This is a genomic window from Pseudomonas sp. GM17 (assembly GCF_000282175.2).
In the GTDB taxonomy this organism is placed as follows: domain Bacteria; phylum Pseudomonadota; class Gammaproteobacteria; order Pseudomonadales; family Pseudomonadaceae; genus Aquipseudomonas; species Aquipseudomonas chlororaphis.
Genome location: NZ_CP124732.1, coordinates 1,332,683 through 1,344,370 on the forward strand (window position 1 = coordinate 1,332,683; position 11,688 = coordinate 1,344,370).

Genomic DNA, 11,688 nt, shown 5'->3' on the forward strand with positions numbered 1-11,688 from the left:
GCTTTGTGTAGCCGCTGCCGAAGGCTGCGATCGAGCGCGAAGCGGTCGCGCTCTTGAAGGGCCTGCGGCAGTGGTCATGGATTAGTGCCCGGCGGTCTTGGAAAACAGCTGGATCACCACCACGCCCAGGACGATCAGGGCCATGCCAAGCATTGCCGGGATATCCAGCTTCTGCCCGTAGAGGAACAGCGCGGCCACGCTGACCATGACAATGCCCATGCCGGCCCAGACCGCGTAAGCCACGCCCACCGGCACGGTACGCACCACCAGGGTCAGCATCCAGAAGGCCACGCCGTAACCGACGATGATCAGCAGCAGCGGCAGTGGAGTGCTCAGGCCTTTGACCGCTTTCATCGAAACAGTGGCGATCACTTCGGCGCAGATGGCGATGGCCAGGTAGGTGTAAGCGTTCATGGGAGAGTTCCTCGTGTTTGGGCTTGCTTGATGAGGTCGGCATTCTAGAGATTGTTCAGATGGGGTAAAGTCATTACCTATCTGTTTTGAAGATGGGGTGCCTTATGAATGTGCAGTGGAATCTGGAGCAGATACGGCTGTTCGTCAGCGTCGCCGAGCAACGTTCGTTTTCCGCGGTGGCCCGTGACCAGCACAAGGCGCAATCGGCGGTCAGCAGCGCGATTGCACTGCTCGAGGCCGATCTCGGCGTGCTCCTGTTCGAGCGCAGCAGCGGTCGCCAGCCGAAACTCACCGAGGCGGGTCGTGCCTTGCTTGCGGAGGCGCGGGAAGTGCTGCGCCAATGCGAGCGCTTGAACGGGCGGGCGTTGGCGTTGATGCGGGGTGAGGAGGCGCGCTTGCGGCTGGCCCTGGACGAGGCGATGCCTTTCCAGCCGGTGCTCGATAGCCTTGAGGCGTTGTCCGAGCGTTTCCCCAGTCTTGAGGTCCAACTGGCCAGCAGCGCCCAGGGTGATGTGGCGCGCAAGCTGCTGGACCGTCGGGCCGACCTCGGTTTGCTGTTTCACCATGAACAGATGTCCGAGGCCCTTGAGCGACGGGCCCTGGGCAGCGTCGAGATGGTCACGGTGTGCGCGGTCGGGCACCCGTTGGCCGGCGAAAAACAGGTGGATCGCCAGCAACTGGGGCGGCATCGACAGTTGTTGATTTCCCCGCAGTTGAGCACTTACCCCAGTGGCGAGCAGGTCAGCCCGCAAGTCTGGCGCGCCGACAGCTTCTACGCGATGGCCGAGTTGCTGATGCGCGGCCTGGGCTGGGCCTGGCTGCCGCGGCATGTGGTGCAGTATCCGGCCTATCAGAACCAGATGGTCGAGTTGGCCAGCGAATGGACCCCGCCGGCGCTGGTGGTGGAACTGGTCTGGCGCCGCGATGAACCCCTGGGGCCGGCGGCGCATTGGCTGGCGGAGCGTTTTGCCGTGCACTTGCGGGCGATTGGCTGAAAAAGCCGATAAACTCCGCCGCCATGAATAGAACTCTCTACACCGCGCTGTTTTACCTGGGGCTGCCATTGGTGGCGATTCGTCTGTGGCTGCGGGCGCGCAAGGCGCCGGCCTATGCCCGGCGGATTGGCGAACGTTTTTCCTGGGGGCTGCCGGCAATGCAGCCGGGCGGGATCTGGGTGCACGCGGTGTCGGTAGGCGAGAGCATCGCCGCCGCGCCGATGATCCGTGCCTTGCTGGCGCGTTATCCACAGCTGCCGATCACGGTCACCTGCATGACCCCCACGGGCTCGGAACGTATCCAGGCGCTGTTCGCCAACGAGCCGCGCATTCAGCACTGCTACCTGCCTTATGATCTGCCTTGCGCCGCCGCGCGTTTTCTCGATCGGGTCCGGCCGAAGCTGGCGGTGATCATGGAAACTGAGCTGTGGCCCAATCACATTCACCAGTGCGCCAAGCGCGGGATTCCGGTGGCGCTGGCCAATGGGCGGTTGTCGGAGCGCTCGGCCCGGGGTTATGGGCGCTTTGCCAAGCTGACCGCACCGATGCTCGCTGAAATGAGCCTGTTCGCGGTGCAGACCGAGGCTGAGGCCGAGCGTTTTCGCCAGCTGGGCGCGCGCCCGCAAACAGTCGAGGTGACGGGCTCGATCAAGTTCGACCTGAGCATCGACCCGCAACTGCTGGTGCGCGCCAGCGAGCTGCGCGAGCAATGGCAAGCCGGCGAACGCCCGGTGTGGATCGCCGCCAGTACCCATGAAGGCGAAGACGCTGTGGTGCTGGCTGCTCATCGCCAACTGCTGGCCAGCCACCCGGATGCCTTGCTGATCCTGGTGCCGCGTCATCCGGAGCGTTTCAATCCGGTGTTCGAGCTGTGCCGGCAGCAGGGCTTTGAGACCATTCGCCGCTCGAGCGCCGAGCCGGTCAGCGCCAGCACCTCGGTGCTGCTGGGCGACACCATGGGCGAGCTGCTGTTTCTCTATGCCCTGGCGGACAGCGCCTTTGTCGGCGGTAGCCTGGTACCCAATGGCGGGCACAATCTGCTGGAGCCGGCGGCCCTTTCCAAGCCGGTGCTGAGCGGGCCGCACCTGTTCAACTTCCTGGAGATCGCGACAATGCTGCGTGAGGCGGGTGCCCTGCAGGAAGTGGACGATGCCCATGGCCTGGCGGTGGCGGTGCAGCGCCTGTTCGAGTTGCCTCGGGATGCGCAGAAGATGGCCGATGCCGGGCTGCGGGTGATGCGCAGCAACCAGGGCGCTCTGCAGCGCCTGCTCGACGGGTTGGATCGCTTGCTGTAGCCGCTGCCGCAGGCTGCGATCGACCGGAACGGTCGTAAAAAAGGCCACCGCCATTCAATTGAATCGCGGTGGCCTTTTTGCGTGTCCTGCGGACAGGATCACAGCCTGCGGCAGCGGCTACAGGTTACTGCCCCGGCCGGGCCTTGAGCTGTTCCGCCGCGGCCTTGGCCAGGTCCGGCGGCAGGAAGTCGCGGTCCGGGTTGTAGTCGGCTTTCAGGTAGCGCGACAGGTCCTGCAGATCGCCCGGATTGAGGGTGCCGGCGGCTTGCTTGAGGCGCAGGTTGTCGAGGATGTAGTCGTAGCGGCTGTTGTTGTAGTTGCGCACCGAGGTGTACAGCTGGCGCTGGGCGTCGAGCACGTCGACGATATTGCGCGTGCCGACCTGGTAGCCGATTTCCGTGGCTTCCACGGCGCTCTGGTTGGAGATGATCGACTGGCGCCGGGCCTGGACCTGCTCGACATCGGTGTTCACCGCGCGGTGCAGGTTGCGGGTGTTTTCCACCACCTGGCGCCGCAGGGCTTCACGGCGCTGCTCGCTCTGGGTCAGGCGCGAGTAGGACTCGCGGACCTGGGAGCTGGTCAGGCCGCCGCTGTAGATCGGAATGCTCAGTTGCAGGCCGATGGTGCGTTGTTCGACGTCACTGCCGTAACGCTGGCCCAGCGGGGCCGGGTTGCTGAAGCCGAGGGCGTCGTTGTCGCCTTTCTTGTATTGCGCCACGGCGTCGAGGGTCGGGGCGTGGCCGGCCTTGCGCTGCTTGAGGGTTTCCTCGGCGGCGCTGACTGCGTAGTTGCTGGCCAGCAGGTTGAGGTTCTGCTTGGCCGCGGTATCGACCCAGGCCTTGGCGTCATTCGGGGCCGGCGCCAGCACCGGCAGGCTGTGGACGATGCCCTGGATCGAGTTGTACTGACGGTTGGTCAGGGTGATCAGGGCTTCGAAGGCGTCATCCACCTGGCGCTGGGCGAGGATCCGGTTGGCCCGCGCGGTGTCGTAGCTGGCCTGGGATTGCAGGACGTCGGTCTTGTCCGACAGGCCGACGTCGAAGCGCTCGTTGGACTGGTCGAGCTGACGCTTGAAGGCTGCCTCTTCGGCCTTGGTCGAGGCCAGGTTGTCCTGGGCGCGCAGCACTGAGAAATAGCTCTCGGCGCTTTGCAGGATCAGGTTCTGCTCGGTAGCCGAGAGTTCCAGCGCGGCTTGTTCGTTGACGTCCTTGGCCGCCTGCAGCTGGAACCAGCGGTCGGCACGGAAAATCGGCTGGGCGAGGGTCGCCTGGTACACGGTGCCGCTGCGGGTGGCGGTCATCGACGGTTCGTCGAACTTGGTCCGGGTGTTGTTCAGGTCGGCACCGGCCGAGAGGTTGGGCAGCAAACCGGCGCGCGCCTGTGGCACCACTTCTTTGCGTGCGTCGTAATCGGCGCGGGCGGCGGCGAGGTCGGCGTTGTTGTCCACCGCCTCCTGGTAGACGCTGACCAGGTCGGTTTTGGTGGTCAGGGGCGCTTCTGCTGCCCAGGCCATTCCATTGGACGCACAAGACACGGCGATGGCCAGTGAGAGTTTGCGCAGCATTCGGCGATCCCTAGAGTTGATATTACGAGGATAATTCTGGCGCCAAGGCTAAGTCTCGGCCTGTGCAGCGTCAAGGTTCGACGCAACCCATCGAGTGTAGATGCGCCTGCGAAGGGCAACAATCCTGCATTTACGCCATTCATCATGCTGTTTGCCGTGGGGTTGGCGTTCTGCACCGGCTTTGTCTAGACTGGCCGGGTTCTTGTCGGGGTGCCTTGCTATGAGGCTGAGATCGGATAATCCGGATCCCGTTGAACCTGATCAGGTTAGCGCCTGCGTAGGGAACAAGATTTCTCGTCACCCGGCGAGTCCTCTTGTGCTTCGTCCGGGATGTTGTTCGACAATCGAACACCCCTCGAGCACCAAGCACTGCACCAGCTGGTTTTCGCCTCTGGCTCCAGCCATGGTTGCGTCCGTTCGTTACAGGTTCGCTCCGACAAAAATCCACTGCCTGGATGCTGTCTGGAGAGCCCGTGATGACTACAAAATTAAAAAACGCTACCCACCTTAGCGAATCGGCCAAGGTCGATGAGCAGTCGGTTCAGCCCTTTACTCGCTCGCAAAAAATCTATGTCCAGGGTTCGCGCCCGGACATTCGCGTGCCGATGCGCGAAATCAGCCTCGACGTGACCCCGACCGACTTCGGCGGCGAGATTAACGCGCCAGTCACCGTCTATGACACCTCCGGCCCGTACACCGACCCCAACGTGGTGATCGACGTGCGCAAAGGCCTGGGCGATGTGCGCTCGGCCTGGATCGACGACCGTGGCGACACCGAGCGCCTGCCGGGCCTGAGTTCCAACTTCGGCCAGGAACGCCTCGCCGATCCCGAGCTGACCAAGCTGCGCTTCGCCCACGTCAACAACCCGCGCCGGGCCAAGGCCGGGGCCAACGTCAGCCAGATGCACTACGCGCGCAAGGGCATCATCACCGCCGAGATGGAATACGTCGCCATCCGCGAAAACATGAAGCTGCAAGAGGCTCGCGCCGCGGGTCTGCTCGATCAGCAGCACGCCGGCCACAGCTTCGGCGCCAGCATCCCGAAAGAAATCACCCCCGAGTTCGTCCGTGAGGAAATCGCCCGCGGTCGCGCGATCATTCCGGCCAACATCAACCACGTCGAACTGGAACCGATGATCATCGGCCGCAACTTCCTGGTGAAGATCAACGGCAACATCGGCAACAGCGCCCTGGGTTCGTCCATCGAAGAAGAAGTGGCGAAGCTCACCTGGGGCATCCGCTGGGGTTCGGACACCGTCATGGACCTGTCCACCGGCAAGCACATCCACGAAACCCGCGAGTGGATCATCCGCAACTCGCCGGTGCCAATCGGTACCGTGCCAATCTACCAGGCGCTGGAGAAGGTCAACGGCGTGGCCGAAGACCTGACCTGGGAGCTGTTCCGCGACACTCTGATCGAGCAGGCGGAGCAGGGTGTCGACTACTTCACCATCCACGCCGGCGTGCTGCTGCGCTATGTGCCGCTGACCGCCAAGCGCGTGACCGGCATCGTCTCCCGCGGCGGTTCGATCATGGCCAAGTGGTGCCTGGCGCATCACAAGGAAAACTTCCTCTACACCCATTTCGACGAAATCTGCGAAATCATGAAGGCCTACGACGTCAGCTTCTCGCTGGGCGACGGCCTGCGTCCTGGCTCGATCGCCGACGCCAACGACGAAGCGCAGTTCGGCGAGTTGGAAACCCTCGGTGAGCTGACCAAGATCGCCTGGAAGCATGACGTACAGTGCATGATCGAAGGCCCCGGCCACGTGCCGATGCAACTGATCAAAGAGAACATGGACAAGCAGCTGGAGTGCTGCGACGAGGCACCGTTCTACACCCTCGGCCCGCTGACCACCGACATCGCCCCGGGCTACGACCACATCACCTCCGGTATCGGCGCGGCGATGATCGGCTGGTTCGGCTGCGCCATGCTCTGCTACGTGACGCCGAAGGAACACCTGGGCCTGCCGAACAAGGATGACGTGAAGACCGGGATCATCACCTACAAGATCGCCGCGCATGCTGCGGATCTCGCGAAAGGCCACCCGGGCGCGCAGATCCGTGACAACGCGCTGTCCAAGGCGCGTTTCGAATTCCGTTGGGAAGACCAGTTCAACCTCGGCCTCGACCCGGACACCGCGCGCTCCTACCACGACGAGACCCTGCCCAAGGATTCGGCCAAGGTCGCGCACTTCTGCTCCATGTGCGGGCCGAAGTTCTGCTCGATGAAAATCACCCAGGAGGTCCGTGAGTACGCGGCCAACCAGCGCATCGAAGCGGTGGACGTGGATGTCGCCAAGGGGCTGGCGGAGCAGGCCGAGCGCTTCAAGCAGGAAGGCAGCCAGCTGTACAAGAAGGTTTAAGCGACAAGTTGCAAGCTGCAAGTTAAAGGCAACAGTGGTCCTGCTTTTTCTTGCAGCTTGAGGCTTGCAGCTAACGCGCCCTTTTCCTGCCCCGAGATAACCGTCTTGAACACTTATTCACCAGACACCGCGGTCCCCGCCGACAGGCGCGTATTCGGCGCGCGCGATCTGTTTTCCCTGTGGTTTTCCCTCGGCATCGGCCTGATGGTGTTGCAGACCGGCGCGCTGCTGGCGCCAGGCCTGGGCCTGTCCGGCGCCTTGCTGGCGATCTTTCTCGGTACGGCGGTCGGCGTCTTGCTGCTCGCGGCGGTCGGGGTGATCGGCAGTGATACCGGCCTGTCGTCCATGGCGGCGCTCAAGCTCAGCCTCGGTACTTACGGCGCGAGCCTGCCGGCGTTGCTCAACCTGTTGCAACTGGTGGGCTGGGGCTCGTTCGAGATCATCGTCATGCGCGATGCCGCCAGCCTGTTGGGTACTCGTGCGTTCAGCGAAGGCAGCCTGCTGACCAGTCCTTTGCTCTGGACCCTGTTTTTCGGCGCGCTGGCGACTTTGCTCGCGGTCAGCGGGCCGCTGACCTTCGTACGCAAGATCCTGCGCAAGTGGGGCATCTGGCTGCTGTTGGCGGCCTGCCTGTGGCTGACCTGGAACCTGTTCGCCAAGGCCGATCTGGCCGCGCTCTGGGCCCAGGCCGGCGACGGCTCCATGCCGCTCGGCGTAGGTTTCGATATCGCGATCGCCATGCCGCTGTCGTGGTTGCCGCTGATCGCCGACTATTCAAGGTTCGGCAAGCGGGCGCGCCATGTCTTTGGTGGTACGGCGCTGGGGTTCTTTATCGGCAATCTGTGGCTGATGAGCCTGGGCGTGGCCTACACCCTGGCCTTTGCGCCGAGTGGCGAAGTCAATGCGCTGCTGCTGGCTTTGGCCGGCGCGGGCCTGGGGATTCCGCTGTTGCTGATCCTGCTGGACGAGTCGGAAAACGCCTTTGCCGATATCCATTCGGCCGCGGTTTCCTGCGGCATTCTGTTGCGTCTGAAAGTCGAGCACCTGGCTTTGGCCATTGGCGTGTTCTGCACTCTGATCGCCTGCCTGGCGCCGTTGGCCCAGTATCAGAACTTCCTGCTGCTGATCGGCTCGGTGTTCGCGCCGCTGTTCGGCGTGGTGCTGGTGGATCACTTCATCCTGCGCAAGCGCAGTGCACAGGAACTGTCCGTGGGGTGGTGCTGGCCGGCGTTGCTGGCCTGGCTGGGCGGGGTCAGCACCTATCACCTGCTGGCCAACTTCTATCCGGATGTTGGCGCAACCCTGCCGTCACTGGTGCTGGCAGGGCTGCTGCAGGGGCTGCTGGGATGGGCCTTCAGCCACGGCCAGGAAACAGCTCGGGCTTGAGAATGCCGTTCAGGCGGTTGTAAGGGATCTTCAGTTCGATGTGGCCCAGCGCGTAAGGCGCGATCACCGACACGTTGTACTTGAGGATCACGCCGCCGTAGGTCAGCGCCACGTTCGGGGTTTTCTGGAACGGCCAGCTCTTGATGAACTCCGGCTCCTGGTCCAGCTTGGTGCTGATCAGCCAGCTGTTGTGAGCCACTTGGGCGGCTTTCCAGAACGCGGCTTCCTGGCCCGGGCGCAGCATGTCGGACAGGGTCAGTTCCTTGTGCAGCTCGCGGGAGTAGTTGATGAAGCCGCGACCGGGCGTGCCGTGGGCGCCGCCGGTGTCCAGGTAGCTGGCCAGTTCGATGATCACCAGGCCGTCATGCTGTTCGCGTACCTTGGCTTGCAGGTACATGCTGTTGCGGCTGTCGGCCTCGCGCAGGAACTTCTCCCGATAGGCGCTCAGCGTCGCTGGCACGGCCTGGTCCGCGGTGGTGCGGGTCATCTGCAGCAGGCGCTTTTCAATCAGCGCATCCAGCTGCGGCTCGTCGGCGAAGTGCACGGTGTCGATGTTCACCAGCGGGCAATCCTGATTGCTGCAGCCGGGCTTGATCTGTTCCGACTTGTCGCTGGTGCTTTGCAGGGGCTTTTGATAGCTGGGTTGGAACAGGCTTTGGCAGGCGCCCAGAGTCAGGGCCAGGCAAGCCACGGAGGCGATTTTAAGAAGCGACATGTGCGTCCTTGATAAACCAGAGGTAGGCAAAAGTTACCGGCTTCGACTGCCTGCGGGGCAATCAGTTCGCCACTAAGCTCAATAGAGGCAATTAGATTAGGTTTGCCCCCTTGCCGTCTATCCCGCTGATGGCAAAGGGGCTGCATCATCGGTCAGCGGCGCGTTAGGATGGCGCGAAGTCGAGGGGGAGCCTCGGATCGAATTGCAGGAAACGAGGATTGCTATGACGGACTTTGCCAACACCACGCCGACCACTGTCGATATCGTTCGGCGCGAGAAATGCTTCCAGGGTTTTTATCAGCTCGACCGTGTGCACCTGCGCCACGAGCTGTTCGCCGGTGGCATGGGGCGCGAAATCAGTCGTGAAATCTTTGTCCGTCACGATGCTGTCTGCGTCCTGCCATACGATCCGCAACGCGATGAAGTGGTGTTGATCGAGCAGTTTCGCGTCGGCGCCATGGGGAAAACCGCGACCCCCTGGTTGATCGAGCTGGTCGCCGGTCTGATCGACAAGGACGAGCAGCCGGAAGAAGTTGCTCACCGCGAGGCGCAGGAGGAAGCTGGGCTGACATTCTCCGCGCTGTGGCCGATGATCCAGTATTTCCCGTCGCCGGGGGGCAGTACCGAGTTCGTGCATCTGTACCTGGGGCGCTGCGACAGCAGCGGTGCCGGTGGTCTGCACGGGCTGGAGGAAGAGGCGGAGGATATCCGTGTGTCGGTCTGGGCTTTCGAAGACGCACTGCAGGCGGTAAGGGATGGGCGGATTTCCAACGCGGCGAGCATTATTGCCTTGCAATGGCTGGCTTTGAACCGCGTTGAAGTGAGGGGTTATGGTCGTAAACAAAGTGCGCGATCGCTATCGGGTCGATCTCGTGGGGCTGCAAGCGTCCTGCGAGGCCAACTATGCCCGGCTGATGCGCCTGTTGCCCGACATGCGCAACCAGCCGGTGGCGCGGCGGATCGCGGTGACCCAGGGCGACCAGATGCTGGGCGTGCTGGCGCTGGAGGTGCTGCTGGCCTGTCCCTACACCACCACCCTGCAGGTGCGTCAGGAGCACAGCCTGCCCTGGCTGCCGGTGCCGCAGCTGGAGGTCCAAGTCTACCACGACGCGCGCATGGCCGAGGTCATCAGTGCCGAGCATGCTCGGCGCTTTCGTGGCATCTATCCGTATCCGAATGCCTTCATGCACCAGCCGGACGAGAAGGCCCAGCTCAATGTGTTTCTTGGTGAATGGCTGAGCCACTGCCTGGCTTGCGGTCATGAGTTCGAGGCCGTGCGGTAGATGTGAACTGCGTCCGGTTCGCCGGTTTCCTCTTTTGAATTTCCCCCAGCATAATTGCCCCCATTCCTCACTTCCCGTGACACGCCCTGGGAGGCCGCCTTGCCGAGCGTATCCACTCTGACCACCGAAGATCCCGTGTTGCTGGTGCAGTTGTCCGACAGCCATCTGTTCGCCGAAGCGGACGGCACGCTGTTGGGCATGAATACCCGCGACAGCCTGCAGCGGGTGATCGATCTGGTGCTGGAACAGCAACCGCGGATCGACCTGATGCTGGCCACGGGCGATTTGTCCCAGGACGGTACGCTGGAGTCCTATCAGCTGTTTCGTGACATGACCCGGCAGATTCCGGCGCCGGCGCGCTGGATTCCCGGCAACCACGACGAGCCGCAAATCATGGCGCAGGCGGCGACCCAGAGTTCGTTGCTGGCGCCGGTGGTGGATATCGGCAACTGGCGGATCACCCTGCTCGACTCGGCCGTACCCGGTTCGGTACCGGGCTATCTGCAGGACGATCAATTGCAGCTGCTCGCCAGTGCCCTGAGCGAAGCCCCCGAACGCCATCACCTGGTATGCCTGCACCATCATCCAGTCTCCATCGGGTGCGCCTGGATGGAGCCCATCGGGCTGCGCAATCCGCACGCGCTGTTCGCCGTGCTGGAGCGCTTTCCACAGGCGCGCGCGGTGCTCTGGGGCCATGTGCATCAGGAAATCGACCGCCAGCAAGGGCCTTTGCGCCTGCTGGCGTCGCCCTCGACCTGCATCCAGTTCGAACCGGGCAGCGAGGATTTCCAGGTCGGCGAGACCGCGCCGGGTTATCGCTGGCTGCGCCTGTTGTCCGACGGGCGCCTGGAAACCGGTGTCGAGCGGGTCGCCGGCTTCGATTTTGAGGTCGATTACGGCAGCGACGGCTACTGATTCCGGCCCGGAGCCGCAGTTGGTGGCGGCAGGACAAAGGGATACACCTGAACACAAGTCAAGCGGCGATACACCCTGTAAACTGCGCCTTTTTGCACGATGCAAAGGGAGTGCGCATGTCCGGTTCGATCCTGTATATCCACGGCTTCAACAGCGCACCGGCGTCGAAGAAAGCCAGCCAGCTGATCGCTGTCATGGAGGCGATCGGCCGCGGTGAACAGCTGCGGGTGCCGGCCTTGCATCATCATCCACGCGAGGCCATTGGCCAGTTGGAACAGGCGATTGCCGAACTCGGACGGCCGCTGCTGGTCGGCAGCTCTCTCGGCGGCTACTATGCGACTCACCTTGCCGAGCGTCACGGCCTGAAAGCCCTGCTGATCAACCCCGCGGTCAGTCCGCACCGGATGTTCGACGGTTTTCTGGGCACGCAGACCAACCTCTATACCGGGGAAACCTGGGAACTGACCCACGACCACGTGACGGCCCTGGCCGAGCTGGAAGTGCCGGCGCCCCAGGACCCGCAGCGGTTCCAGGTCTGGCTGCAGACAGGTGACGAGACGCTGGACTATCGCAGCGCCCAGCTGTATTACCGAGCCTGTGCCTTGCGCATCCAGGCCGGCGGCGACCATAGTTTCCAGGGTTTTGCCGGACAATTGCCGGCGTTGTTGAATTTTGCCGGCATCGGCCCGGATCAGTACCAGGCGATCGATTTCACCTCGCTGTGAACCCTCGCTTCTATTTCATTGAACGACTAA

10 protein-coding genes, 1 pseudogene and 1 riboswitch are annotated in these 11,688 nt (G+C 63.1%); of the genes and pseudogenes, 8 read left to right on the forward strand and 3 right to left on the reverse strand.

Annotated features, from left to right (window positions below; all coding sequences use genetic code 11):
• Positions 1-81 precede the first annotated feature (81 nt).
• Positions 82-414 (reverse strand): DMT family transporter, encoded by a 333-nt coding sequence (locus PMI20_RS05950; RefSeq protein ID WP_007921448.1) that lies wholly within the window; start codon positions 412-414, stop codon positions 82-84.
• A 110-nt stretch (positions 415-524) separates the two neighbouring features.
• On the opposite strand from PMI20_RS05950, the gene PMI20_RS05955 reads away from it, so the two are divergent.
• Complete coding sequence (locus PMI20_RS05955; protein ID WP_162136162.1) at positions 525-1,409, forward strand: LysR family transcriptional regulator; 885 nt, start codon at positions 525-527, stop codon at positions 1,407-1,409.
• A 23-nt stretch (positions 1,410-1,432) separates the two neighbouring features.
• Positions 1,433-2,704, forward strand: coding sequence for a lipid IV(A) 3-deoxy-D-manno-octulosonic acid transferase (gene waaA, locus PMI20_RS05960; protein WP_007921440.1), 1,272 nt, complete (start codon positions 1,433-1,435; stop codon positions 2,702-2,704).
• A 124-nt stretch (positions 2,705-2,828) separates the two neighbouring features.
• Here waaA and PMI20_RS05965 read toward each other — a convergent pair whose 3' ends face one another.
• Complete coding sequence (locus tag PMI20_RS05965; protein ID WP_007921438.1) at positions 2,829-4,268, reverse strand: TolC family outer membrane protein; 1,440 nt, start codon at positions 4,266-4,268, stop codon at positions 2,829-2,831.
• Between the two features lie 196 nt (positions 4,269-4,464).
• Positions 4,465-4,569: riboswitch (TPP riboswitch) on the forward strand.
• Positions 4,570-4,744: 175 nt separating this feature from the next.
• On the opposite strand from PMI20_RS05965, the gene thiC reads away from it, so the two are divergent.
• Together thiC and cytX are read left to right on the forward strand one after the other, a co-directional pair.
• Positions 4,745-6,634 (forward strand): phosphomethylpyrimidine synthase ThiC, encoded by a 1,890-nt coding sequence (gene thiC, locus PMI20_RS05970; protein WP_007921432.1) that lies wholly within the window; start codon positions 4,745-4,747, stop codon positions 6,632-6,634.
• A 96-nt stretch (positions 6,635-6,730) separates the two neighbouring features.
• The gene (cytX, locus tag PMI20_RS05975) at positions 6,731-8,020 is read left to right on the forward strand and encodes a putative hydroxymethylpyrimidine transporter CytX (RefSeq protein WP_037033752.1); all 1,290 of its coding nucleotides are present in this window, start codon (positions 6,731-6,733) and stop codon (positions 8,018-8,020) included.
• Here the strand turns inward: cytX and PMI20_RS05980 are convergent.
• Positions 7,989-8,735, reverse strand: coding sequence for an RsiV family protein (locus tag PMI20_RS05980; protein ID WP_007921428.1), 747 nt, complete (start codon positions 8,733-8,735; stop codon positions 7,989-7,991). The genes cytX and PMI20_RS05980 overlap by 32 nt on opposite strands.
• A gap of 223 nt (positions 8,736-8,958) precedes the next feature.
• Between PMI20_RS05980 and PMI20_RS05985 the strand changes: the two are divergent.
• The 4 genes and pseudogenes from PMI20_RS05985 to PMI20_RS06000 all read left to right on the forward strand — a co-directional run.
• A pseudogene (locus PMI20_RS05985) lies at positions 8,959-9,564 on the forward strand (NUDIX domain-containing protein); the annotation flags it as partial.
• Between the two features lies 1 nt (position 9,565).
• Positions 9,566-10,018 carry a DUF1249 domain-containing protein gene (locus PMI20_RS05990; protein WP_007921426.1) on the forward strand — a complete coding sequence of 151 codons (453 nt, stop codon included), beginning with the start codon at positions 9,566-9,568 and terminating at the stop codon, positions 10,016-10,018.
• A 99-nt stretch (positions 10,019-10,117) separates the two neighbouring features.
• Positions 10,118-10,933 (forward strand): 3',5'-cyclic-AMP phosphodiesterase, encoded by an 816-nt coding sequence (gene cpdA / locus PMI20_RS05995; protein WP_007921425.1) that lies wholly within the window; start codon positions 10,118-10,120, stop codon positions 10,931-10,933.
• A 116-nt stretch (positions 10,934-11,049) separates the two neighbouring features.
• The gene (locus PMI20_RS06000; RefSeq protein WP_007921424.1) at positions 11,050-11,658 is read left to right on the forward strand and encodes a YqiA/YcfP family alpha/beta fold hydrolase; all 609 of its coding nucleotides are present in this window, start codon (positions 11,050-11,052) and stop codon (positions 11,656-11,658) included.
• Positions 11,659-11,688 lie beyond the last annotated feature (30 nt).

Excerpts from the sequence above, each read along its gene's own strand:
- PMI20_RS05990 (WP_007921426.1), top strand. The coding sequence starts at position 9,566 with ATGGTCGTAAACAAAGTGCGCGATCGCTATCGGGTCGATCTCGTGGGG.
- waaA (WP_007921440.1), top strand. The coding sequence starts at position 1,433 with ATGAATAGAACTCTCTACACCGCGCTGTTTTACCTGGGGCTGCCATTG.
- PMI20_RS05980 (WP_007921428.1), bottom strand. The coding sequence starts at position 8,735 with ATGTCGCTTCTTAAAATCGCCTCCGTGGCTTGCCTGGCCCTGACTCTG.
- PMI20_RS05965 (WP_007921438.1), bottom strand. The coding sequence starts at position 4,268 with ATGCTGCGCAAACTCTCACTGGCCATCGCCGTGTCTTGTGCGTCCAAT.
- PMI20_RS05950 (WP_007921448.1), bottom strand. The coding sequence starts at position 414 with ATGAACGCTTACACCTACCTGGCCATCGCCATCTGCGCCGAAGTGATC.
- thiC (WP_007921432.1), top strand. The coding sequence starts at position 4,745 with ATGACTACAAAATTAAAAAACGCTACCCACCTTAGCGAATCGGCCAAG.
- PMI20_RS06000 (WP_007921424.1), top strand. The coding sequence starts at position 11,050 with ATGTCCGGTTCGATCCTGTATATCCACGGCTTCAACAGCGCACCGGCG.